This window comes from Streptomyces sp. NPDC090077 (genome assembly GCF_044747545.1).
GTDB lineage: Bacteria > Actinomycetota > Actinomycetes > Streptomycetales > Streptomycetaceae > Streptomyces.
Genome location: NZ_JBIVEG010000049.1, coordinates 1 through 22,548 on the forward strand (window position 1 = coordinate 1; position 22,548 = coordinate 22,548).

The 22,548-nt window shown below is 72.0% G+C and carries 26 protein-coding genes; 6 read left to right on the forward strand and 20 right to left on the reverse strand.

Translation table 11 applies throughout. From position 1 onward, the window contains the following. The 6 genes from ACIPW5_RS38225 to ACIPW5_RS38250 form a co-directional block, all read right to left on the reverse strand. On the reverse strand, positions 1-602 hold a 602-nt coding region (locus ACIPW5_RS38225), incomplete at its 3' end, for a beta-ketoacyl synthase N-terminal-like domain-containing protein (RefSeq protein ID WP_401255615.1). A gap of 40 nt (positions 603-642) precedes the next feature. After that, positions 643-972, reverse strand: coding sequence for a TcmI family type II polyketide cyclase (locus ACIPW5_RS38230; RefSeq protein WP_401255618.1), 330 nt, complete (start codon positions 970-972; stop codon positions 643-645). Between the two features lie 31 nt (positions 973-1,003). Continuing rightward, entirely contained in the window at positions 1,004-1,672 is a 669-nt protein-coding gene (locus ACIPW5_RS38235; protein ID WP_401255620.1) for a TetR/AcrR family transcriptional regulator C-terminal domain-containing protein, read from the reverse strand. Positions 1,673-1,770: 98 nt separating this feature from the next. Next, entirely contained in the window at positions 1,771-3,240 is a 1,470-nt protein-coding gene (locus tag ACIPW5_RS38240) for an FAD-dependent monooxygenase (protein ID WP_401255623.1), read from the reverse strand. A 256-nt stretch (positions 3,241-3,496) separates the two neighbouring features. After that, positions 3,497-4,345 carry a hypothetical protein gene (locus ACIPW5_RS38245; RefSeq protein WP_401255626.1) on the reverse strand — a complete coding sequence of 283 codons (849 nt, stop codon included), beginning with the start codon at positions 4,343-4,345 and terminating at the stop codon, positions 3,497-3,499. A gap of 67 nt (positions 4,346-4,412) precedes the next feature. Further along, positions 4,413-5,186 (reverse strand): response regulator transcription factor, encoded by a 774-nt coding sequence (locus ACIPW5_RS38250; RefSeq protein WP_401255629.1) that lies wholly within the window; start codon positions 5,184-5,186, stop codon positions 4,413-4,415. A gap of 231 nt (positions 5,187-5,417) precedes the next feature. Between ACIPW5_RS38250 and ACIPW5_RS38255 the strand changes: the two genes are divergently transcribed. Then, positions 5,418-6,032 (forward strand): ScbR family autoregulator-binding transcription factor, encoded by a 615-nt coding sequence (locus ACIPW5_RS38255; RefSeq protein ID WP_401255632.1) that lies wholly within the window; start codon positions 5,418-5,420, stop codon positions 6,030-6,032. A gap of 89 nt (positions 6,033-6,121) precedes the next feature. Here the strand turns inward: ACIPW5_RS38255 and ACIPW5_RS38260 are convergent, their stop codons facing one another. From ACIPW5_RS38260 to ACIPW5_RS38275, 4 genes are all read right to left on the reverse strand, one after another. Further along, a complete protein-coding gene (locus ACIPW5_RS38260) occupies positions 6,122-7,081 on the reverse strand; it encodes an SRPBCC family protein (protein WP_401255635.1) in 960 nt (319 codons plus the stop codon). Positions 7,082-7,156: 75 nt separating this feature from the next. Further along, entirely contained in the window at positions 7,157-7,429 is a 273-nt protein-coding gene (locus tag ACIPW5_RS38265; protein WP_401255638.1) for a phosphopantetheine-binding protein, read from the reverse strand. Positions 7,430-7,564: 135 nt separating this feature from the next. Then, complete coding sequence (locus tag ACIPW5_RS38270; RefSeq protein ID WP_331719167.1) at positions 7,565-8,386, reverse strand: AfsR/SARP family transcriptional regulator; 822 nt, start codon at positions 8,384-8,386, stop codon at positions 7,565-7,567. A gap of 301 nt (positions 8,387-8,687) precedes the next feature. Beyond that, positions 8,688-9,512, reverse strand: coding sequence for a BTAD domain-containing putative transcriptional regulator (locus ACIPW5_RS38275; RefSeq protein ID WP_401255641.1), 825 nt, complete (start codon positions 9,510-9,512; stop codon positions 8,688-8,690). Positions 9,513-10,672: 1,160 nt separating this feature from the next. Between ACIPW5_RS38275 and ACIPW5_RS38280 the strand changes: the two genes are divergently transcribed. The 3 genes from ACIPW5_RS38280 to ACIPW5_RS38290 all read left to right on the forward strand — a co-directional run bounded on the left by ACIPW5_RS38280 (position 10,673) and on the right by ACIPW5_RS38290 (position 13,389). Continuing rightward, on the forward strand, positions 10,673-11,671 hold the full coding sequence (locus ACIPW5_RS38280; protein WP_401255643.1) for a ScbA/BarX family gamma-butyrolactone biosynthesis protein: 999 nt from the start codon (positions 10,673-10,675) through the stop codon (positions 11,669-11,671). 385 nt (positions 11,672-12,056) lie between these two features. After that, complete coding sequence (locus ACIPW5_RS38285; RefSeq protein WP_401255646.1) at positions 12,057-12,746, forward strand: ScbR family autoregulator-binding transcription factor; 690 nt, start codon at positions 12,057-12,059, stop codon at positions 12,744-12,746. Between the two features lie 169 nt (positions 12,747-12,915). Further along, the gene (locus ACIPW5_RS38290) at positions 12,916-13,389 is read left to right on the forward strand and encodes a GNAT family N-acetyltransferase (RefSeq protein ID WP_401255648.1); all 474 of its coding nucleotides are present in this window, start codon (positions 12,916-12,918) and stop codon (positions 13,387-13,389) included. A gap of 7 nt (positions 13,390-13,396) precedes the next feature. Here ACIPW5_RS38290 and ACIPW5_RS38295 read toward each other — a convergent pair whose 3' ends face one another. The 4 genes from ACIPW5_RS38295 to ACIPW5_RS38310 form a co-directional block, all read right to left on the reverse strand. Further along, a complete protein-coding gene (locus ACIPW5_RS38295) occupies positions 13,397-14,377 on the reverse strand; it encodes an AraC family transcriptional regulator (protein WP_401255650.1) in 981 nt (326 codons plus the stop codon). Positions 14,378-14,381: 4 nt separating this feature from the next. After that, the gene (locus tag ACIPW5_RS38300) at positions 14,382-15,236 is read right to left on the reverse strand and encodes an NAD(P)H-binding protein (protein ID WP_401255652.1); all 855 of its coding nucleotides are present in this window, start codon (positions 15,234-15,236) and stop codon (positions 14,382-14,384) included. Between the two features lie 68 nt (positions 15,237-15,304). After that, positions 15,305-15,511 (reverse strand): DUF4287 domain-containing protein, encoded by a 207-nt coding sequence (locus tag ACIPW5_RS38305; protein WP_401255655.1) that lies wholly within the window; start codon positions 15,509-15,511, stop codon positions 15,305-15,307. 63 nt (positions 15,512-15,574) lie between these two features. Beyond that, on the reverse strand, positions 15,575-16,126 hold the full coding sequence (locus tag ACIPW5_RS38310) for a dihydrofolate reductase family protein (RefSeq protein WP_401255658.1): 552 nt from the start codon (positions 16,124-16,126) through the stop codon (positions 15,575-15,577). A gap of 243 nt (positions 16,127-16,369) precedes the next feature. Between ACIPW5_RS38310 and ACIPW5_RS38315 the strand changes: the two genes are divergently transcribed. Beyond that, on the forward strand, positions 16,370-16,882 hold the full coding sequence (locus ACIPW5_RS38315) for an FBP domain-containing protein (protein WP_401255661.1): 513 nt from the start codon (positions 16,370-16,372) through the stop codon (positions 16,880-16,882). 68 nt (positions 16,883-16,950) lie between these two features. Then, positions 16,951-17,496, forward strand: a complete 546-nt coding sequence (locus tag ACIPW5_RS38320; RefSeq protein WP_401255664.1) for a flavoprotein — start codon at positions 16,951-16,953, stop codon at positions 17,494-17,496. Positions 17,497-17,514: 18 nt separating this feature from the next. On the opposite strand, the gene ACIPW5_RS38325 is transcribed toward ACIPW5_RS38320, so the two are convergent. The 6 genes from ACIPW5_RS38325 to ACIPW5_RS38350 all read right to left on the reverse strand — a co-directional run bounded on the left by ACIPW5_RS38325 (position 17,515) and on the right by ACIPW5_RS38350 (position 22,514). Then, complete coding sequence (locus ACIPW5_RS38325) at positions 17,515-18,021, reverse strand: DinB family protein (protein WP_401255666.1); 507 nt, start codon at positions 18,019-18,021, stop codon at positions 17,515-17,517. A gap of 42 nt (positions 18,022-18,063) precedes the next feature. Beyond that, positions 18,064-18,990 (reverse strand): NAD-dependent epimerase/dehydratase family protein, encoded by a 927-nt coding sequence (locus ACIPW5_RS38330; RefSeq protein WP_401255668.1) that lies wholly within the window; start codon positions 18,988-18,990, stop codon positions 18,064-18,066. 22 nt (positions 18,991-19,012) lie between these two features. After that, positions 19,013-20,209: an epoxide hydrolase family protein gene (locus tag ACIPW5_RS38335; protein ID WP_401255671.1), complete on the reverse strand. Its 1,197-nt coding sequence runs from the start codon at positions 20,207-20,209 to the stop codon at positions 19,013-19,015. 12 nt (positions 20,210-20,221) lie between these two features. Further along, positions 20,222-20,635, reverse strand: a complete 414-nt coding sequence (locus ACIPW5_RS38340) for an SgcJ/EcaC family oxidoreductase (protein ID WP_401255674.1) — start codon at positions 20,633-20,635, stop codon at positions 20,222-20,224. 34 nt (positions 20,636-20,669) lie between these two features. After that, positions 20,670-21,491, reverse strand: coding sequence for a BTAD domain-containing putative transcriptional regulator (locus ACIPW5_RS38345; RefSeq protein ID WP_401255677.1), 822 nt, complete (start codon positions 21,489-21,491; stop codon positions 20,670-20,672). A gap of 276 nt (positions 21,492-21,767) precedes the next feature. Beyond that, positions 21,768-22,514: a ScbR family autoregulator-binding transcription factor gene (locus tag ACIPW5_RS38350; RefSeq protein WP_401255680.1), complete on the reverse strand. Its 747-nt coding sequence runs from the start codon at positions 22,512-22,514 to the stop codon at positions 21,768-21,770. Positions 22,515-22,548 lie beyond the last annotated feature (34 nt).

The window sequence follows — 22,548 nt, forward strand, 5'->3', positions numbered from 1 at the left end:
GTGATCGGCGCGTCCGTCGCACCCGTCACCATCACGTCCGCACTGCCCTCACGGATCAGATCCACCGCATGCGCCACCGAATCGATCCCCGCCGTACAACCCGACGAGATCACCGCCGCCGGCCCCTCCGCACCCACCGCCCACGCCACCTCCGTCGCGAACGAACCCGGCACGAAGTGGTCGTACAGGTGCTGCGGCGCCCGCGCGTGGTCGACGGCCGCGAGCCGGCCGCCGAGGCTGGTCGCGCGGTACGCCTTGTCGAGGCTGCCGACGGCGCCCACTCCGGTGCCGATGCTGACGCCGGTCCGGTACGGGTCCAGGGCCGCGAAGTCGACCCCGCTGTCCTCGACCGCCTCCCGGGCCGCGACCACCGCGAACTGGGCGGCGCGGTCCATCCGGCGGATCTCTTCCTGCGTCAGCCCGTGCAGCTCCGGCAGGAAGTCGGCTTCGGCGGCCACCCGGGAGCGGAAGGGGGAGGCGTCGAAGTGGGTGATCTCCCGCGTCGCCGTGCGCCCGGAGCTCAGCAGGTCCCAGAACTCCCGGACGCCGATGCCTCCCGGCGCCAGCACCCCGATGCCCGTGATGACTACCCGGCGGGCCACGGCCGGTGTCCTCCCGTCATCTCCTCTGCTCCGGCGGAGGTCATTCGGATGCCGTCCAGTCGTAGAAGCGCGTGGCCATCGCGTCGGCCGGGGTGCGCCAGGTCTCCGGGTCGTACGGCTGGATGAACGGCTGCAGGTCGTAGCTGATCTTCATGAACCGCGGGTCGTTGCGGGACGCCTGGATGCGCTCGCCGCCGTCGTCCTCGGCGAAGTCCTGGAGGTGGAAGTAGAGGCCCTGATAGGTGAACAGGCGCCGGCGCAGGGTGCCCATGCGCGCGGGCATGTCCGTCTTGTCGAACTCGGCGAAGAGCTGGGCCACCTCGGCGCTGGAGCGGATGTCCATCCGCGCCACGATCAGGTTGCTGTGCATCTTTTTCTACTCTCTCCAGGGATCGGCGGGGTCAGCGGGAGGCGGTCGGGCCGTACAGCCGGATGAAGTCGTCGACTCCGTCGGCTATGAGGGCGTCCTCCTCCGGGCGCCCGAGCGGCAGCGCGCCGTGGAAGGAGCGCTGTACGACGGACGAGGGGACCAGCAGGATGAAGCGTTCGGCCGCCTGATCGGCGTCGGCGATGTCGAGCAGGCCGCGGTCGGCGACCTGGCGCAGCCGGCGGGCCAGCTCGCGGCGGGCCTGCCGGGGGCCGGTGGCCTGCCACTTGTCGACGGCCTCGGCGGGCAGCGTGGTGACCTCGGCGCTGATGTGCCGGACGATCGCGAAGTGCTCGCGGAAGGCCTCCAGGGGAGCCAGCCAGGCCCGGCCGAGCGCGATCAGGTCCGCCCGCAGGTCGGTGATCTCCGCGAGGTAGCTCTCGGCGACAGCCGCGAGGCAGGCCGCGACGGAGGCGGAGCTGTCCAGGAGCACGCCCAGCAGCAGCTGTTCGTGGTCGGGGAAGTGCCGTGTCACGACGTCCGTGCCCACTCCGGCCTCGGCCGCGGTGGCCTCGGCGGTGCAGCGCCTCCAGCCCTCGCGGGCCAGGACGGTCCTGGCCGCCCGTGCGACGTCGCGGCGTTCCCCGTCGGGGCCGGCCGGACCGGCGGGGAGGCGCTCGATCGTTGCGTGCGGCGTTGCCATGTGTGGTTCCTCCGATTGACGTTCTCGTCCGGCCGCCGGATGCGGCGGCCGTCAGGGGGTGCGCCGGTCGTCAGTGGCCCCGCGGGCGGGCGGACCCGTCAGGGCGTCCCGAACCAGCGTTCGAGTGCCATCGGCAGGTCGTGGTGGGTGCCGGGCGCGGCCCATGCCACGTAGCCGTCGGGCCGGATGAGCAGGGCTGTGGTGTCGTGCAGTCCGTCGGCCCGGGACGCCGCTCCGCGCGGCCGGGCGGTGACGGTGTCGACCCGTTCCGCCCAGGCCGCGGCGCGCTGGCGCAGCCGGGGGTTGTCCGTCAGGTCGAGGAGCACCCCGCGGGCGGGGCGCAGCAGCGCGGTGCTGGAGGTGGGGCCGTCGGCGGTGGTGAGCTCCAGGTCGGGCATGCGCCGGCCGAGCAGCGGGTGGCTGCCGCGGCCCACGTCGTAGGTGATCTCCAGGCCGGTGACCATGGCGGCGAGGTGCCGGCGGACGTCCTCGTACTCCATGAGCTCGCGCAGGGAGTCGCGCAGCGGCTGCACCTCGGCGCCGCGGAGGAACAGCAGGCCCTGGGCCCGGGTGTTCATCAGCAGCCGCCGCCCCACGGGGTGGCGTTCGCCGTGGTAGGTGTCGAGCAGGGCGAGCGGGGCCCTGCCGAGGACGACCGAGGCGAGCTTCCAGCCGAGGTTGACGGCGTCCTGGATGCCGGTGTTCATGCCCTGGCCGCCGGCGGGCAGGTGGATGTGCGCCGCGTCGCCCGCGAGGAGGACCCGCCCGCGCCGGTATTCGGTGACCTGGCGGGCGGCGTCGCCGAAGGCGCTGACCCACACCGGTTCGGCGGCCGAGATGTCCTCCCCGGTGAGCCGCTGCCAGGCGGCCGCGACCTCGTCGAAGGAGGGCGGGCTCTCGCGCCGGCGCGGCGGGGTGCCGCGTTCGCAGACGACGATGCGGGTGGTGCCGCCGGGCAGCGGGCCGACCATGACCATGCCGCCGGGCAGGGTCTCGCCGATCATCCGGGGCTTGAGCTCGATGCCCTTGATGTCGGCGAGGTACATCTCCATGGTGGCGGCGGAGCCGGGGAAGTCGAAGCCGGCCGCCTTGCGCACGGTGCTGCGCCCGCCGTCGCAGCCGACCAGCCAGCCGGCGCGCAGGGTGTGCGTACCGTCCGGGCCGCGGACCTCGACGTCGACGCCCTCGCCGTCGTCGCGTACGGAGAGCACCTGGTGGCCGCGCCGGATGTCGGCGCCGAGGGAGGCGGCCCACTCCTCCAGGTGGGTTTCCGTGACGGACTGCGGCACGGTCTTGGCGGCCTGGCAGGCTCCGTCGAGCACGCCGAAGTCCAGCGGCAGCCCGCCGAAGTGGCCGAGCGTGCTCCGCTCGATCTCGCCGAAGCGCGCGAGGAGGCCGCGCTGGTCGAAGGTCTCCAGGGTGCGGGTGGTGAAGCCGAGCCCGCGGGATTCGCCCGTACGCCGTTCCAGGCGTTCGAGGACGACTACGGCGACTCCCGCCAGCCGCAGTTCGCCGGCGAGCATCATGCCCGCGGGACCGGCGCCGACGACGATCACTGGGGCGTCCATCACGTCTCCTTGAGTTCAGCCTCCGGAGACAGTGCACCGGATCTTGACTACAAGGTTCTTCGGACGCGAGCGGCCGTTCAATGGCCGTGGATTCAGGAGTAGGTCAGGTTCCACAAGGCCCGGTCCGGTGCGTCGGACCGTGGAAAAGGGAATGTCAAACACCGGTCAGACGGCTGGATCCGGACCCTGCCGGATGCCGTGCTGACCGGTGTCGAGCGGTGCTCGGTCGTGTGCTGCGCGTACGGGGACGAAGGGTTCAGGCCCGCGCGGCCGCCCTGCGGGTGAAACAGTCCCGGACGTCGCTCTCGTTGTAGTACGTGCGACCCGCGCGGTTGCGCCGGCGCCAGCGCTCCTCGCTCGCCAGCCGGTAGACGGTGCCCGTGGGCGTGTGCCACAGCTGCGCGATGTCGGCGGCGGTCAGCCAGCGCTCGGTGGCCGGCGCGGCCGGGGTTCCGGGTGTCCGCGCGGAGTCCATGGAGCGGCTGAGCGCGCTCCACTGGTCGCTGGTCCAGCGGTGTGCGGGGTCCGCGGCGCACTCGATGGCCGGCCCGTCGGCGGCGGACCCGGCGCGCACCGCGAGGGTGAGGGCGCCGGCGCAGCCGGACTCGGGGCAGTCGCCGAGGCGGATGCTGCGGGCCGGGTCGGGGAAGGCGGCGCGGCGGCCGGCCCGGACCAGCCGGGCGACTTCCTCGGTGGCCTCGGCGGCGGCGGAGTGGGCGGCGAGCCAGTCGGCGTTGCGCAGCAGGAAGTCGGTGAGCGCGGCGACGGTGCGCGGCGGCGAGGTGAAGCCCCGCTGCTGGGCGACGAGTCCGCTCCAGGAGCCGAGTACGGAGACCATCCTGGCCCGTACGTCGGCGGCGGCGCCGTTGAAGGGGAGCCCGGGGAGCTCCCCGCCGGTGGTGCGCTCGCGCAGGCTGCCGGGGGCCGCGCCGCCGAGGACCCGGCCGCACTCCTCGTACAGGTGGGCCAGTTCCGCGAGGCCCGCGGCGAAGTGGTCGCGGCAGGGCCGGCAGAGCCGGCTGCCGTCGGTCGTGCGCCTGCGGGGCCGTTCGCCCGCCCGTCCGGTGCGGCAGCCCTCCCCGTGGCACAGCGCCGTCACTGCCATGCTCGTTCCCCCTCGGCTTGCGTCGTGCTCGGCGGTCGTCCTCCCGCGGCCCTGCGCGGGGACGGGTTCAGGCGCCCTGGCCGAACCGGAAACCGACGCCCCGGATCGTGATGATCCAGCCGGCGCCGATCTTGTTGCGGAGCGTGCTCACGTGCGTGTCCACGGTCCGGCGGGACCAGGAGTCGCCCCAGACCTGCTGCATCAGCATCTTGCGCGGGATGACGGTGTCGGGATGGGACGCGAGGAGGTAGAGCATGTCGAACTCCTTGCGCGTGGTCTCGACGGGTTCCCCGTTCAAAGTCACTTCGCGCGTGCCCGCGTCGATCCGCAGCGGACCGCAGGTGATGGTGGCCGCGACGGGGCGGGTCGGCCGTGCCCGGCGCATGACCGCCTCCATCCGCGCCATCAGCTCGCGGAACCCGTACGGCTTGACCAGGTAGTCGTCCGCACCCGCCTGCAGCCCGAGGACCCGGTCCAGTTCGCTGCCCCGGGCGGTGACCGCGATCACCGGGATCTCGTGGGCCGCGCGGATGCTGCGGCAGACCTCCAGACCGTCCAGGTCGGGGAGTTCCAGGTCCAGCAGGACGAGATCGGCGTCGGCGTAGCAGCGCAGCGCCTCGCTGCCGGTGGCGACGATCTCGATCTCGTGTCCGTGGCGGCGCAGGCCGCGTGCGAGCGTCTCCGCCTCGATCGTGTTGCTCTCCACGATGAGGATCCGCCACAGGGCCGACTGGGTCGGCGCGTGCTGTGGCGTTCTGAGCCCCTCGGCCGGCAGGAACCCCCCGTTCACGCCCGCGGCGCCTGCGTGAGGTTCCAGTACAGCGATAGTCCGCTGGTTCATCTGCCCCCCTCCCTCAAGCTCGGTTGAGCCAACGTCAACGAAGATACAAACCGCTTCGTCGGTTTGTCAAAGCCTGCAAATCCTGGCAAGGCCGTTGAAAAAAGGACCAAATCGGGCCATGCACGGGCGACGACCATCATGAAACCAGCCAGTAAGGGGCACCCCTAGGCCATTCCCATACCAACGGCGCGGTTTAATAATGGAAGGAAACTGATACAGGAGCTATGCGTGATGAAACAAGAACGCGCTGTCCGCACCCGTCATGCACTGATTGAGTCAGCCGCGACCGTTTTTGGACGGCGCGGCTACGCAGAGGCCACTCTGAGCATGATCAGCGTCGGTGCCGGGGTGAGCCCGGGCGCGCTGCACTTCCACTTCGAGAACAAGGCGGCGGTCGCCCAGGCCGTCGAGGCCGCCGGGGCCGAGGCCCTGCGCGCGGCCGCCCGCGAGGTGTACGCACGGCGCACGTCCGCCCTCCAGGCCCTGGCCGACAGCTCCCAGGCGCTCGCCGGGCTGCTCCTGCGGGACGTCGTGGCCCGCGCCGGTTTCCGGCTGGGCCGGGAGCAGGCGTACGCGTCCTCCTGTGCCCTGCCCCGGGAGTGGCACGAATACGTCCACCGGCTGCTGGCGGAGGCCAGCGAGGAGGGCACCCTGCTGCCCGGCCTCAACCACCGCAGCGTGGCCGCGACGGTGGTGGCCGCCACCCTCGGCTTCGAGGCGCTGGCCCGCGACGACCCGCAGTGGCTCGCGCCGCGCACCCTGGCCGGCTTCTGGCGGGTGGTCATGCCCTGTCTGGCCGCGCCCGCCACCCTGCGCGAACTGGACACCGCCGGGCGGGGCAGCTGAACAGCACGACGGCCCGCCACCGCGGGGGAACACGGTGGCGGGCCGCCGCCAGGGGGGAAGTCAATGGATCCGGGAGGACCCGGGGTGCCTCATACCGAGCGCAGCGTCCTGACCGGGTCGCCCGCGTACCGCGTCGCCGGCTCCAGCACCGCCCGGCTCTCGCGCCCGACCACCTCGCGCACGTACCGCCGCGCCGCCGCGAGTTCCGCGCCGGGGCCGCGCCCCACCGCCCGCTCGTCCAGCAGCACGTCGTGCCGGCAGGACACGGTGACCCCCGAGGCGTCCGGCTCCAGACACCACTCGCCGGCGTGCGCCGCGAGCAGCGGGTGCGGCCGGGTCCGCTTGAAGACGATCCGTCCGGCGGCGGGGAAGCACACCCGTAACGACTCGGTGGGATAGGCGGAGCCGTCGTCGGCCAGGTTGACCAGCCGGGTGCGCTGCACGCCGGGCCGCTCCTCGGACACCTCGGCCCGCATCACGTGGGCGACCCGTCCGGGCCAGGAGTCCACGCCGTACAGGAACTCGTACACCGGCTCGGCCGGGCCCTCGATCCGTACGGACTCCTCGAAGGACACGATGAGTTCGTCCAGCCGCCGCCAGTGCTCGGCCGCGATCCGCAGACCGCCGAGCGCGGTCCACGCGCTCTCCTCCGCCGACGCCACGGCCCGCTCGGCCTCCGCGCCCCGTCCCCCGTCGAGGGTGAGCTCCCGTTCCAGGAGCAGCCGCGACCAGCCGGGGGCCAGTTCCTCCACGCCCCAGCTGCCGCCCGAGGCGGTGACGGGCCCGTCGGGGCGCTCCTCCTGGAAGAGGACGCGCCGCCCGCCCGCGTCCAGGGTCCGCCGCACGAGCGAGCGCCGCAGCTCCCCGCCGGTGTCGGCCCACCGGACGTACCGGTCGGTGACGCCGTCGAAGTCCAGCCGCTCGACGTGGACGGTGTCCGGCAGGAACAGCGGCCACTGGGTGACGTCGGCCACCAGGGTGTACAGGGCTCCGGCGGGCGCGGCCGCGTCGACCGCGCATGACATCCGGTGCACTCGCTCGACAGACATCGGACACCTCTCTCAACGCTTGGCGCAGAGCCTGTCGGCGTCCGCCGGAGTCCTCGTCGAACGCCGCTGGAGTCTTCAGACGGCGGCGCGGCTGCCCAGCGCCTCGTTGACCAGTTCGAGGAAGAGCCGCGGAGTGTCTCCCAGTTCGAGGATCTCCCCTGCGAGCAGGACGTCGAACCTGCGCTCGATCGACCCTATGGTCTGCAGGATGGAGAGGCTGTCGTAGCCGAGTTCGATCCAGTACAGGTCCTGGACTTCCTCGGTCAGCTCGACGCAGTCCTCCTCGCCTCCCCAGATCCGCAGGATGCGGGTGAGGTCGGCGAGTTCCAGCCGGACCGTGGCTTGCATGGGTTTGCCTCTCTCCTCGTCCGCCGGCGCAGCGGCTCATACCGGGTCGCCAGGAGCCTGACCGCCCGCCCTGGAGAGCCCCTCACGCCGGGAACGAGTCCTGCTGGAGCCGCCGCGCCTCCCCCGCGCGACCTGCTAGGCCGCGTACAGGTCGAAGGTTGAGCTGCGGCGGGGTCCGGCGACGACGTCGAGCGCCGGGTCCACCCGGAGCATCGCCTGGTGCAGTCGCTGGAGCTGCTGCGAGGGCTCGACGCCGAGCTCCCCGATCAGCCGGGCCCGGAGCCTGCGGTAGACGTCGAGGGCGGTGGCCTGCCGGCCCGAACGGTACAGCGCGACCATGGCCTGCGAGTGCAGGCCCTCGTGCTGCGGGTTGCGGGCCATCAGCTCGGTGAGTTCGGCGAGCAGTTCGGTGTGACGTCCGAGGCGCAGGTCGACGTCGATCCGCCGCTCGGTGGTGACCAGCCGGCTCTCCGCCAGCCGCAGCACCTCGATCTCGAGGATCGGGCCGACGCGCACGTCGACCAGCGCGGGTCCCTGCCACAGGTCGAGCGCCTTGCGCAGCAGGTCGGCGGCGCGCTCGTCGTCACCGTCGTCGAAGGCGTTCTGGCCGGCGGCGACGAGGGCCTCGTACTCGTGGACGTCCACCGACTCCTGCGGGATCTGGAGGAGGTAGCCGCCGTGCCGGGTGGCGAGCACGTCCTTGGCGGTGCCGGGGGCCCCCGGACCCATGGCCGTGCCGAGCCTGCGGCGCAGCTGGAGGATGTACGTCTGCAGGGTGGTGAGCGCGCTTTCGGGCAGGTTCGTCCCCCAGATCTCCTCCATGAGGGTCGGCACGGGCATCACCCGGCCCGGGTAGAGCGCGAGAAGCGCCAGGATCTGACGCGGCTTGCCCGCCGTAGGAACGATCGATGCCCCGTTGACCTCGGCACTCAACGGACCCAGAACCTGAATCTTCACGGTCTCCCGTCTCCCCTCCATATTTCGTCGAGATACTCTCGGTTATCAGTATTCGACCCGATGACGGTAAGCCAGCCCAGGGCAACATCACCGGGCGCTCTAGCCGACGTCGAGCGGACCTCCGAAACAGGCGAACAGACGGCGGATTCGTAAGACAGGATTCCGATTGGATGCCAAACCCCATGCTCAGCCCATCGATCGGGCTCGTCGTCTTTGTTCCGATTCCCGTTGGTGCAAATTAACTCTCAGGTTTTCCGCAGTGTTTTCTTAAATCCGCGAACATCGGGCGGACATTTTCCGCTCAGCCGACCCGGGCGAGCCTCTTGCGGGCGCTCTCCGCGGACTCGGGGGACGTCGCCTCGGGGCCGCTCATGAGGATCGAGCGCTGGAGGCTGCGCAGGGCGGCCGAGGGCTCGATGCCGAGCTCGCGCACGAGCGTGGAGCGCAGCCGCTGGTAGACGCTGAGCGCCTCGCCGCGCCGGCCCGAGCGGTGCAGGGCGAGCATGAACTGCCCGTGGAGGTTCTCGTGGATCCGGTAGCGGCTGGCCAGGACGGTCAGTTCCGCGAGCAACTCCCGGTGGCGGCCCAGCTTCAGGTCGGCCTCGATGCGCTGGTCGAGCGCGCACAGCCGGGTCTCCTCCAGGCGGCGCGTCTCCATGTCCAGCTGCACCCCGCCGTCGACGTCGGCGAAGGCCGGCCCCGACCACAGGGAGAGCGCCTCCCGCAGCAGCCGCGCGGCGTTGGGGAAGTCCTGGGCGTCCATGGCCCGGTAGCCCATCCCGGCCAGCCGGTCGAACTCGCGGACGTCGCTGGTGCCGCCGGCGCTGCTGAGCATGTAGCCGCCGGGCAGCGTCACGAGGACGTCCTTGGCGGTGCGCGTCCCGTCGGTCCCCTCCAGTGCGGTGCCGATGAGGCCGCGCAGCTGGAGCACGTAGGTCTGCAGGGTGGTGCGGGCGCTGCGCGGCGGCTCCGTCCCCCACAGCTCCTCTATCAGTGCGGCCACGGGCACGACCTGGTCGGCGTGCAGGGCGAGCAGCGCCAGCACCTGCCGGGGCTTGGCCGCCGTCGGCGTGATGGAGACCCCGTTCTCCCGAACGGTCAGTGCACCCAGTACATCGATGTCCACGCCGTACTCCCCTGCTTCGTCCTTGGATGAGCTCTCGACTTTCGCTGGAACGAGCAAAAAACAGACGAGCCGGTTTGTCAATACCAAACCGGCTGTACCGTTTTTTGCCCCTACGGGCCCCCAGGGGAATCCAAGAACGGGCTTCTAGCTGCATCTTTACCCACAAGCGGAATGACAGAGAGGGCGTCTCACGCCCCCACAGAAGGGCAGGGGGACGACTCAAGAGGCCTCATCTCAGCCAACAAACGGCTGAAAACCGCCCCTTTGGCCGGCCTCCCCCCTGTCACTCAGAACCCCACCCGCATCGAGGCAGACCGCCCGGCCCACCTCAAGGCGGCACATGAAGAGCCGTTACAAACCGCTTTAGCGGTTTGCTGAAGGATATTTACACTAGTCAAGCGGCGGAGCCGGGCCGGAGGTCGGCTCGAACGCTGCTCAAGATGAAGGGGAATGACTCCCACCGCCCTCCGCCCCCGAGGCTCCACCTCGGCTGGAACCCAGCAACCGGAAGGGCGTCCCGCCATCCCCCAGGACTTCCGGAAGCCGGCCCGCCGGGCGTTGGACCCGTCACCGGTCCGCCCGTGTCCCCGGACGCCGGCCCTGCGGAGCCGCGCGACGCAACCCCCCGAGATGTTTCACCCCGGCAAACCGCGAATGCGCACGAGGAGCGGAGGATGCGGCGCCGGCACCCGGCGGAGGCGGACACCGCCGACCGCCGCGCTCCACGGACCACGGAGCGGCGGAACCGCTCCCGACGACGGAAGCCCTGCGACAGGCCGGTGCGGGACCCTGCGGCGGCGGGACTCGTCACCCCTCATACAGAGAGCGGCACGCCGCACGGCACACCCGTCCCGCAGGCCACAAAGCGATCTCCCGATGCGAATCGAAGGCCTCCCGAGCGGAACGCGGCCCCGCTCCCGGGCCTCCAGCTCGAGAACCACTCTCGGCCCGGTTGAACTGCTTCCAGCCGGGTGGCAGAGATTCGACGGCGCTCCACCGGCAGGGAACTGGGGAAACAGCCCGACGGGGGTTTGGCCGGAATACACACCTCCACATATTTCCCGGGCCAGGACGATGCTTCCCCTGGATAAAAAACCGGTTGGTATATATTTTTCTCGCAAGTCACACCGGTGACTCGCCAGCGCTGTCTAGGGGGAACAATGAGCGCGAGCACGTTTCATGTCGAGCGCACTGCGACCTACGACCCGACGTTGCGGGCCGCGCTCTCGCCGCTCGATCAGACCGGATACGACCGCCCGCCGTTCACTGCCACCGTCCCCAAGGAACTGGTGCACCGGGCGTCCGCCGCCGAGGTCTTTCTGACCGACTGGCAGCGTCACGACGACACCCACTTCACGGTCACCGCCCAATGGCCCGGGGACCACGCCTTCTACACCCAGGTCGCCGGGGACCACCACGATCCGCTCATCTGCATAGAGACGATCCGCCAGCTCGGCATCCTGCTGGGACACGCCGAGTTCGGTCTGCCCCTCGGCCACCAGTACCTGCTGTGGGACCTCGGCATCACCATCCACCAGCCGGAGCACCTCAAGATCCGGCGGGCGCCCACCACCCTCGACATCGACGTCGTCTTCACCGAGGTCAGGCGCCGTGCCGGAAAGCTCAGCAAGATCGCCTACGAGGTCGCGGTCCGCCGCGACGGACACGTGGTCGCCACGGGCCGGGTGTCCTCCACCTGCACGAGCCCCGCGGTCTACGAACGCCTGCGGCCCCCGCACACCCTGCAGGCCGGCCACCACCCGCTGCCCCTGACGGCTCCCGTCGCGCCGCAGAGCGTGGGACGGCTGTCCCCGACCGACGTGGTCCTCTCCCCCACGGCCGAACAGAACCGCTGGCAGCTGAGGGTGGACACGCAGCACCCCGTGCTGTTCGACCACCCCCTGGACCACGTGCCCGGCATGCTCCTGGTGGAGGCCGCCCGACAGGCCGCCGCGGCCACCCTCGGCCGTTCGGCCTTCCTGCCGCTCGGCATCGAAAGCGACTTCAAGCGGTACGTCGAGTTCGACGTCCCCTGCGTGATCGAGGCCGAGCGCCTGTACTCGGACACGCCCGGAGCGACCGAGGCCGTGCGGGTGACCGGCCACCAGAACGGCAGCATCGCCTTCAGTGCGACCGTCACGGCGGCCTCGTACTCCTGAACGGCGCTGCTCGCCTCACGTTTCCCGGCCGAGGCATGCCCGGCACCGCCACCGAGGCATGACTCGGCTCCCCACCGCCCGCCGACGACCGCTCGCCGGCGTCGTCACCCCGAACGGATTCGGCCCTTCTCGCCGTTCCCGCGACCCGTCCCAGCGATCCCTTCCCCCACCCGGTACGGCGTAAGCCAGCAGGTCACCGACGGGCCGGCACGCCCTTTTCGGACGGCCTGTTTCGGCCGTGCACCTACCGGGAACCGCCTTCCTTTCTCCGCCACACCGTGCATGTACGCGCCATCGAGGTTGGCTTGACAGTCACCCGCTGTAAGATACGTACGGGACGGGCGGTTTGCACAAGGGCTTCCGACCCAGGGAGGAAGGAGCCAACATGGCTGAGCAGGTCCAGCAGGTCCGAGCCATCCGCACGCGTCGGGCGATTCTGTCAGCGGCGGCCAAGATCTTCGAGGAGCGGGGGTACCAGGCGGCCACGATCTCCGAGATCCTCGCCGCGGCCGGGGTGACGAAGGGAGCCTTGTACTTCCACTTCCAGTCGAAGGAGGACCTGGCCCACGGGGTCCTCAGCTCGCAGAACCAGAACCTCGCCATCCCGGACCGGTCGACCATGATCCAGGAGATCGTGGACATGATGATGCTCCACACCTACCGGCTCCAGACCGACCCCATGGTCCGCGCGAGCGTGCGGCTGGCCATGGACCAGCTGGCACAGGGCCTCGACCGCAGCGGGCCGTGGCTCGCCTGGGTCGCCCCCATCACGGAGCGGCTGGAGAGGGCGCAGACCCGGGGCGAGCTGCTGCCCCACGTCACCGCCGCCGAGACCGCCGACGTCATCGTGGGGACGTACGCCGGCATCCAGTCCATGTCGCAGGCCCTCACCGACTACCAGGACCTCGGAGTCCGGGTGACCGCCCTGCTGCGCCACCTGCTGCCCAGCATCGTGCAGGCGTCGGTCCTCGCCTCGGTGGACATCTCCGAGAGCCGGGCGCTGAAGGTCTACAACGACGCCGTGAGGTACTCGCAGGACCACGTGACGGAAGAGGCGGCGAAGGCGACCGCCTGATCCTGGGGCGGCCCCTGGTGCACGCCGGTTCCGGAGCCGGAGCCCGCACCCCGGGGCCGCATCGGTCCGCAGTTCGCGCATCCACCCGCCTCCCCTGACCCACCCCTGAAATATACCGCACGTCCCGTTCTTTCTGAACGGCCTCCAGCCGCAGCACTAGGCTGAGCCCATGATCAGCTCATCCCTCCGCCTGGTGCCGGTGACCCCGGACAACTTCGAAGCGGTGACCGCCGTCCGCGTCCGCCCCGACCAGGAGCACCTCGTCGAGTCCGTCGCGCTGTCCCTGGCCGAGGCCTACGTCCACGGCGAGCCCGCCTGGCCCCGCGCCATCCTCGACGGCGACGAGGTCGTCGGCTTCGTCATGGCCTTCCTGGACATCGTCTGGAACCCGGCGAAGGACCCGGAGCACCGCCGTTCCGGCATCTGGCGCCTGAACATCGCCGCCGAGCACCAGGGCAAGGGGTACGGCCGCTTCGCCGTGGAGGCCGTCACGGAGGAGATCCGCCGCCGCGGCGGGACCCGGGCGTACGTCACCTGGCACGACGGCGACGACAGCCCGGCTCCCTTCTACCTCGGCCTCGGCTTCCGCCCCACCGGCGAGCTCAGCGGCCCCCAGCCCGTGGCCGTCCTGGAACTGGCGTAGGCACGGCCTATCCCAGCACCACGGTGCCGGGTACTCCCGGCACCGTGGCCGCCCCCGCCCCCTCCCGGAACTGCTGCGGGCTGACCCCCCGCACCCGCTTGAAGGCCGCCGACAGCGCGAACGCGCTCCCGTAGCCGACCCGGCGGGCCACGGTCGCCACCGTGGCGTCCGGCTCGCGCAGCAGGTCGGCGGCCAGGGCGAGCCGCCACCCCGTCAGGTAGGCGACCGGCGGCTCCCCGACCAGCTCGGTGAAGCGCCGGGCCAGCGCGGCCCGCGACACCCCGGCCCGGCGGGCCAGTTCCTCCACGGTCCACCCGTGCGCGGGGTCCTCGTGCAGCAGCCGCAGCGCGGCCCCGACGACGGGGTCGCCCTGGGCGCGGTGCCAGGCCGGTGCTCCCGACCCGGGGGCGGCGAGCCAGGCCCGCAGCACGCCGATGAGCAACAGGTCCAGCAGCCGGTCCAGCACCAGTTCCTGCCCCGGCTCGTCCCGCGCCACCTCCGCGGCCAGCAGGGTGATCAGGGTGGCGTCGGCCGCCCGCACCGGCCGCACCAGCACCGCCGGCAGCGCCCCGAGCAGCCGCCGCCCGATCTCGCTCGGCGCCTGGTAGGTCCCGCTGAGCAGCACCACCGACCCGGCTCCCTCCTGGGACGGGCCCCAGGTCCGCACCCCGAGCGAGAACCGCTCGGTGACGTCCTCGCCCTGCACGCTGCACCGCTGGTCGGGGCCGATCCTGACGCCCACCGGGGTGTCGACCGCGTCGGCGAGCGCGTACGGCACGGGCCCCCGCACCACCGCCACGTCACCGGGCCCGATCCGGACGGCCTCGCCGCCGTCGGGCAGCAGCCACGCGGAGCCGCTCACGAGCGTCATCACCGACAGCGGGGCCCGGTCCTCGACCCGCATGGCCCACGGCGGGTCGAAGACGGACTTCATCAGGAAGGCACCGCGGGCCCGTGGCCCTTCGAGGAGACCGGTCAGCGTGTCCATGTCCTCATCCTCGGACGTCCCAGACCCCGCTCGCCGCCGCTTCGCGCGCGTAGTCGGCGAAATCCCTGGCCGGGCGGCCCAGGACCTCCTCGACCCCGTGCACCAGGTGCGCGTTGCGGCCGTCCGAGATCAGGGTGAACAGGTCGGCGAACTCCTCCGGGAGGTCGTGCTCGCGCAGCACCGCCCGGTACTGCTCGTCCGTGACGGGGACGTACGCGATCTCGCGCCCGGTCGCCTTCGACAGCTCGGCGGCCACCTCCGCGAAGCCGATCAGCCTCGGCCCGGACAGCTCGTACGTCCTGCCGGCATGCCCGTCGTCGGTGAGCGCGGCCACCACCACGTCGGCGATGTCCCCGGCGTCCACGAAGGCCTCGACCGCGTCCCCCACCGGCAGGGCGATCTCCCCGCCGAGCACGGAGTCCAGGAAGAAGTACTCGTCGAAATTCTGGTTGAACCAGCTGGCGCGTACGACGGTCCAGTCGGCCCCCGAGGCCTTGAGCCGGTCCTCGGCGGCCCGGGCGGCCTCCTCACCGCGCCCCGAGAGCAGCACCAGGCGCCGCGCCCCGGCGGCCACGGCGGTCTCGGCGAAGGCGCCGATGCGGTCGGCGGCCCCGGGGAAGGCCAGGTCGGGGTGGTAGGTGACGTACGCGCGGTCCACGCCCTCCAGTGCCGGGCCCCAGGTCTCGGGCCGGTCCCAGTCGAAGGCCGGCTCGCCGGTGCGGGACCCGATGCGCACCGCGCGCCCCTGGGCCTCCAGCCGCTCGGCGACCCGCCGGCCCGTCTTGCCGTTGCCCCCGATGACGAGGGTGATCGCGTTCTGCGCCGTTGCCGTCTGCGTCTCGTTCGTGTTCTTCGTCATGACACCCAGTCAAGCCCGGTCCGGCGAGACACGACATGGCTCAGGCGCTCCCCCGCATAAGCGAGCGTCTACTTCTCCGTGAGGGTGTGCTTGACCAGGGCGTTGGCGTGGCCGTGGCCGATCCCGTGCTCGGTCTTCAGCCAGGAGACGAGCTCCATGTGCTTGGTCAGCGGGGAGGAGCGGATCAGCTCCTGCCACTCCGCGACCGGACGGCCGTACTTCTTCTCGATCGAGGGGAAGTAGCTCGCGGGGCCCTTCACCGGCTGCTCGCTCATGTCGTGTTGCTCCTTCTGTACCTGGTACCGGTCGAACGGGGGAAAGGAAATCGGCGTGCGGACTCAGCCGGCGGCCACGGGCGCGTACGCGTGCACCTGCGCCCCGCTGTCGCCGAGCACGGTGGTGCCCACCGGACGCAGGGTCTTCACCGGCGAGTCCTCGCCGAACAGCCTGCGCCCCTTGCCCTGCACCACCGGCAGGGTCCACAGCCGCAGCTCGTCCAGCAGGTCGTGCTCGATCAGGGCGTTGACAAGCCGGCCGCTGCCGTAGACGAGCAGGTCGCCGCCGTCCTGCTGCTTGAGCGCGGCGACCTCGGCGGCGAGGTCGCCCGTCAGGAAGGTGGCGTTCCACTCGGGGCCGGAGGTGCTGGATCCGACGACGTACTTCGGCATGGCGTTCATCCGCTCGGTCCCGGCGTCGGCGCCCTCGGCGCGCGCCGTCCAGGCCGGCGCCATGCCCTCGTACGTGACGCGGCCCAGCAGCAGCGCGTCGGCGGCGGCGAGCTGTTCGCCGGCGTACTTCTCCGCCTCGGCGTTCCAGAACGGCATGGACCAGCTCGGGTCCTCGAAGACGCCGTCGACCGAGATGAAAACGGAGGCGATGACCTTGCGCATGCTTTTCCCCTGACTATGTGTACGGCGTCCACATCCGGACGCTCCGCAGCCTATCCAGAAAAGTGGACGGCGTCCACATCTGGAGTCGCGAGCCGAACTCCCGCTGTTCACAGGGGTAGACCGCCCCCCTCCCCGAAACTCATCGCCGCAACCCCGAGGAATTTCCGCGACCCCCTCCCCACCACCCCCCACCTGCGTAAACAAGGTGCGCAGCGGCCCGCAACCCCCGTAGGGTCGACTCCCGTGGAACCGCTCACCGAACAACAGATCCGCTCGTCCTTCGTGAACTGCACCAAGGGCGAGGCGGCACGTCTGCGCCTGCCCCTCGACTTCGCCGAACTGCCCTGGCAGGACCTGGACTTCCTCGGCTGGGTGGACCCGGGCGCCCCGCTGCGGGCGCACCTCGTCGTCCCGCGCCCCGAGGGACCGCTCGGCATCACCCTGCGCGTGCCCGCCGCGACCCGCACGAGCGCGGTGAAGTCCAGCCTGTGCCAGATCTGCCTGACGGGACACGCCTCCTCCGGCGTCACCCTGCTCGCCGCCCCGCTGGCGGGCGCCCGCGGCCGCGAGGGGAACACGGTCGGCACGTACATCTGCGCCGACCTCGCCTGCCCCCTCTACGTCCGCGGCAAGCGGCAGCCGAAGCTGCGCGCCGGGCGCCACGAGGAGTCCCTGACCGTGGACGAACGCGTCGCGCGGATGTGGGGCAACCTGGACTCCTTCGCCGCCAGGATCACCGCCCCGGCGGCTGTCTGAACGGGGGCCGAACAGCGGGGGTCGACCCTCAAGGAGGGCCGCGGCCAGGAATGTGATCACATAACCGCATGACGAGGACTCTCTACCTGTTCTGCTCCGCCGCCCCGCCCGTCTTCGACGTGGCCCACGTGATCGAGGACGCCCAGTCGCGCGGCTGGGACGTGTGCCTGGGCCTGACCCCGACGGCGGCGCGGTGGGTGCAGGAAAGCCTCGACGGCCTCGCCGCCCTGACCGGCAACCCGGTGCGCTGGCAGTACAAGCTCCCCGGGGAGCCCGACCTGTGGCCGGCCGCCGACGCCGTCCTCTTCGCGCCCGCCACCTTCAACTCCGTCAACGCCTGGGCCCTCGGTCTCACCGACCGGTTCACCGTCGGCGTGGCCGCCGAGGCACTCGGCAAGGGCACCCCGGTGGTGGCCATGCCGTGCACGAACACCGCGCTCGCCGCCCACCCCCAGTTCGAGCAGTCCCTGGCCGTCCTGCGCGGCGCCGGCGCCGAACTCCTCTACGGCGAGGGCGGCTTCCAGCCCGGCCCGGCCGGCCCCGACGCCCCGCCGCACTTCCCGTGGCAGATCGCCCTGGACGCCGTGGACCGGACCGGAACGGTGACCGTCTAGGACGGCTCCCGGGAGGGGCTACTCCCCGGTGACCCCGTCGATGGCCTCGCGCAGCAGGTCGGCGTGCCCGTTGTGCCGGGCGTACTCCTCGATCATGTGGGCCAGGACGTAGTGCAGCGAGTACGCCTGGTCGCCGAAACGCCCTCGTACGTCGAGGGACTCGGCGGCCGCCACGATGGCCCGCGACCGCTCGCACGTCTCCTCCCAGATCCGGAAGGACTCGGCGGGGTCGGCGTCCTCGACGTGGAACTCCGTCCGCTCCCCGGCGTCGTTCTTCGGGAAGTAGCCGCGTACGTCCTCACCGTTCACGACGTTGCGGAACCAGCCCCGCTCCACCTCCGCCAGGTGCCGGACCAGGCCCAGCAGGCTCAGCCCGGACGGCGGGACGGCCCTGCGCCGCAGCTGCTCGTCCGTCAGGCCCGAGCACTTCATGCGCAGGGTGTCGCGCTGCCACTGGAGCACGCTGGTCAGGGTGGAGCGTTCGTCGCCGGTCAGTACGGGCGGGGTGCGCGGTTCGAGGTCCATCAGCCGATGATCACGCCGGTACGCGGCCCCGCGCCGGCGGTTTCACATGCCGGACACCCGCTCCTCCGCGGCCGCCGCCAGCGCCCGCACCCCCTCCGGGCTGCTCCCGTACCGCGGCTCCCAGCCCAGCTCCCGGCGCGCCCTGGCGTTCGACAGCCGCAGCGAGCTGCCCATGATGGCGTGCGCCAGCGGGGCCGCCCGCAGCACCCACAGCGGCACCCGCATCGGCGCGGGCGCCCCGAAGGCCGCGGCCACCGCCGCCACGTGCTCGCCCCAGCCCACCGGGGTGTCGTCGCAGACGTTGTACGCCCGGCCGGCGCGCCCCGACTCCAGTGCGAGCACCACCGCGCGCGCCGCGTCCTCGGTGTCCACCCAGCTCAGCGCCCGGCCCTTGTCGGCGACCACGGGCAGCTTGCGCCCGCGCAGCAGCGGCACCAGGTGGGTGTCGGTGGTGCCGGCCCCGTAGAACAGGCCGAAGCGCAGGCTGACGCCCTCGATGCCGTCGGCGGTGAAGGCCAGTTCCTCCTTGGTCCGCATGGCGCCGACGTGCCGCTCCAGCGCGGCGTTCGCCCCGCGCGGCCCGAAGCCGTCGTCCTCGCCGATCGGGGCCGCACCGTGGTCCCCGTACCCGTAGCCGAACATCATCGACTCGACCAGGAACCGCCGCGCCCCGGTCTCCCGGGCGGCGGCCAGCAGGTTGACCGTGCCCTCGGTGCGCAGCCGGTTGGTGGCCGCCATGTCCCGGTGGGCGGCCATGGCCTTGCCGGAGAGGGCGGTCGCGGCGTGCACCACCGCGTCGAACCGCCGGCCGTCGACGGCCCGCAGCAGTCCCTCGCGGTCGAGCAGGTCGGCCCGTACGTCCATGTCCGCGCCCCGGCCGAGCCCCGCCACCTCGTGGCCCGCGGCCCGTAGCGCGGCCGCCGTCCGCTGCCCCAGTACTCCGCTCGCGCCCGCCAGCAACACCAACATTCCGGCCTCCTCCGTCGTGTTCTCACTGAGGGGACAGGCGAGCCCTGCCGGATGTGACACCTTCCCGGAAGAAACTTCTGACGTCTTCCACGAGCAGCTCCGGCACCTCCATCGCGGGGAAGTGCCCGCCCCTGTCGTACGAGGTCCAGCGCACGATCCGGTCGGTGCGCTCCGCGACGTGCCGCAGCGGGACGAAGTTGTCCCGGGGGAAGTCGGCGAGCGCGGTCGGGGTGTCGGAGACCTCCGGCGGCTGCCCGTGGTAGTCGGCGTGGGCCCGCTCGTAGTAGATGCGGGCGGCCGACCCGGCCGTCCCGGTCAGCCAGTACAGCATCACGTTGGTCAGCATCCGGTCCCGGTCGACGGGGGTCCGGGGGTCGCTCCACTCGGTGAACTTCTCCCCGATCCAGGCGAGCAGCCCGGCCGGCGAGTCGTTCAGCGCGTACGCGAGGGTCTGCGGCCGGGTCGCCTGGATGTCGGCGTAGCCCTGCCGCTCCCGCGCCCACACCCGGTACCGCTCCCAGGAGGCCAGCGTCCGCTCCCGTTCGGCGGGCTCCAGCGCCGCGAGCTCCGCCTCCGCGGGCTCGGCGGTGGCCCCGGCCCCGGGCAGCAGGTTCAGGTGCACGCCGACCACGTTCCCGGGCCGGATCCGCCCCAGCTCCCGGGAGACGGCGGCGCCCCAGTCACCGCCCTGGACCCCGTACGCGTCGTACCCGAGCCGCTCCATCAGCACCCCGAAGGCCCGCGCGACCCGCTTGAACTCCCAGCCGGTGTCGGTGGTCGGCCCGGAGGGCCCGAAGCCGGGGATGCTGGGCAGCACCAGGTGGAAGGCGTCGCGCGGATCCCCTCCATGGGCCCGGGGATCCGTCAGGGGGCCCGCCACCTCCTGGAACTCCACGAACGACCCCGGCCAGCCGTGCGTCATCAGCAGCGGCAGGGCGTCCGGCTCGGGCGAGCGGAGGTGCGCGAAGTGCACCCGCGCCCCGTCGATGACGGTGGTGTACTGCGGCCATTCGTTCAGCCGCGCCTCGGCGGCCCGCCAGTCGTACTCCTCGCGCCAGTACCGCACGAGGTCCCGCATCTCCGCCGGCGGCATCCCGTACGCCCGCCCGACGCCGTCGAGCCCGTCGGGCCACCGCGTCCGCCGCAGGCGGAGGTCGAGGTCGTCGAGCTCCTCCTGCGGCACGTCGAGCCGGAACGGCGTCACGTCAAGATCGTCCATGCCCCCACGATGTCACTCCTGCCCGGGGACGTGGACCTGGGTGTTCTGGCAGGCGGTCAGCAGCCAGCGCCCGTCGTCCTGCCGGGAGACCACGTACAGCGGGGCGCCCTCGCTCTCCTCGCCGGCGCCCAGGTACCGCTGGCGGACCTTGACCGCGGCGACGTCGTCGCGGATGAAGAGCACGTGGGCCACTTCGTAGCTGACCTTGCCGTCCCAGCTCGCGGCGGGCAGCACCTGCCGGGTGAACTCCGCGATCTCGTCGAAGCCGATGAGGACCTTGCCGTGGGCCGTGGTCCATATCGCGTCGGGGTGGAAGAGCCCGAGGAACTCCTCGGCGTCCTTGTTCTGCTGGGCCCGCTCGACGGTGGCGACGAGGCCGGTGATCGCTTCGAGGTCCGCCGCGCGCGGCGTGGTGTCGTTGTCCATGTGCGTCATTCTCACACCTCAAGTGCGCTTGAGATCAAGCGGCGTAGAGGTCGAAGGTGGATCCCCTGCGGGGTCCGGCCACCACGTCGAGGGCGGGGTCGACCGTCAGCATCGCCTGGTGCAGCCGCTGCAACTGGGGGGACGGCTCGACGCCGAGCTCCCCGATGAGCCTGCCGCGCAGCCGCCGGTACACGTCCAGCGCGGCGCCCTGCCGCCCGGACCGGTACAGCGCCACCATCAGCTGGGAGTGCAGCCCCTCGTGCTGCGCGTGGCGTGCCGTCAGCTCGGTGAGTTCGGCGAGGAGTTCGGTGTGCCGCCCGAGGCGCAGGTCGACGTCGATCCGCCGCTCCACCGCGACCAGCCGGCTCTCCTCCAGCCGCATGACCTCGATGGCGAGCACCGGCCCCACCCGTACGTCGACCAGCGCGGGCCCCTCCCACTGCGCGAGCCCCGCCCGCAGCAGGGCGGCGGCGCCCTCGTCGTCACCGCCGTCGAAGGCGGCGAGGCCCCGCGCGACGAGGTCCTCGTACGCGTGGACGTCGACGGACTCCCGCGGCACCTGCAGCAGGTACCCGCCGTGCCGGGTCGTGAGGACGTCCTTCGCGGCACCCGGCCGGCCCGGCCCCATGGCCGTGCCCAGCCTGCGGCGGAGCTGGAGGATGTACGTCTGCAGGGTGGTCAGCGCGCTGTTGGGCAGCTCCTGGCCCCAGATCTCCTCCATCAGCGTGGGCACCGGCACCACCCGCCCGGGATTGAGGGCGAGCAGGGCCAGGATCTGCCGCGGCTTGCCCGCGGACGGCACGATCGACTCCCCGTCGACCTCGGCACTGAGCGGCCCCAGAATCCGGATCCTCATGATCTCCCCTCCGCAGTTCGTCGATGCACCTCGATGCCGCCGGAACCCGCGGCCCCGGCCTTGCCGTTCCCACACCCACCACCGGGACGGTCACGACCCGGCGGACAGGCCCTAGGCCGTCTCTTTCGGATCTTGCCTGACCCGCGCCGCCCGGCACCGCACCTCGCCGCGTTGGCGGAGCACCCGAGTACGTCCAGTACAAGGGCGCCCCGCCAACGCGCCGATGCACGGCACCGGACGACGCGGGCTTAACCGGCAAGATCCGAAAGAGACGACCTAGACCACGCTCCCGAGGAACTCGTAGCTCCGCTCCCCGCCAGGCTCCCGCTCCCGGGCATCGGCGGAACCGGCGGCGATCCGGTACTCCCGCACCCGCTCCGCACCGACCAGGCTCGGCAGCAACAGGCCCCACAGGGCCGCCACCTTGCGCTGGAGCTCCGCGTACGACAGCCCCGTACCGGCCAGCACCTCGATCCCGCAGACGGCCGCGGCCACCAGCGCCTCGGCGCTCTCCCAGCGGTCGGCGGCCGAACCGCCGTCCCGCTCCCCGCCGTCCCGCTCCCCGTCGGGCACCCCGACGGCGGGCCGGTCCAGCGGCAGCTCCCCCACGTCCCGCGCCATCCGCAGCAGCTCGCACACCGCCGACAGCCACGCCCCGTGGAAGTCGACCGCGGCCGGCTGGTGCCCGGCGCACTCCTTGGTGATCCGGAAGCTCGCCGGGATCGCCGGATCCTCGTGCAGCGTCCGCGCCAGCCAGTGGGTCGTGTCGATCAGCGCCTGCAAGGGCGAGTCCCCGCCGTCGAGCAGCCCCCGGACCGCCTCGTCCAGCAGGCCGCAGCCGCGCTGCTGCACGGCGTCCGCCAGCTCGTCCTTCGAGGCGAAGTGAAAGTACAACGCCCCCTTCGTCACCCCGGCCGCACCCGCGATCTCACCGAGTGTGGCGTTGGCGTACCCGTTGCGGTGGAACAACTCGGCCCCGGCGAAGACCAACCGCCTGCGGGTCCGCTCCGACCTCTCCTGCACCGCTCCGTCTCCCTTTCGCCCCCGCTCCGTCCCT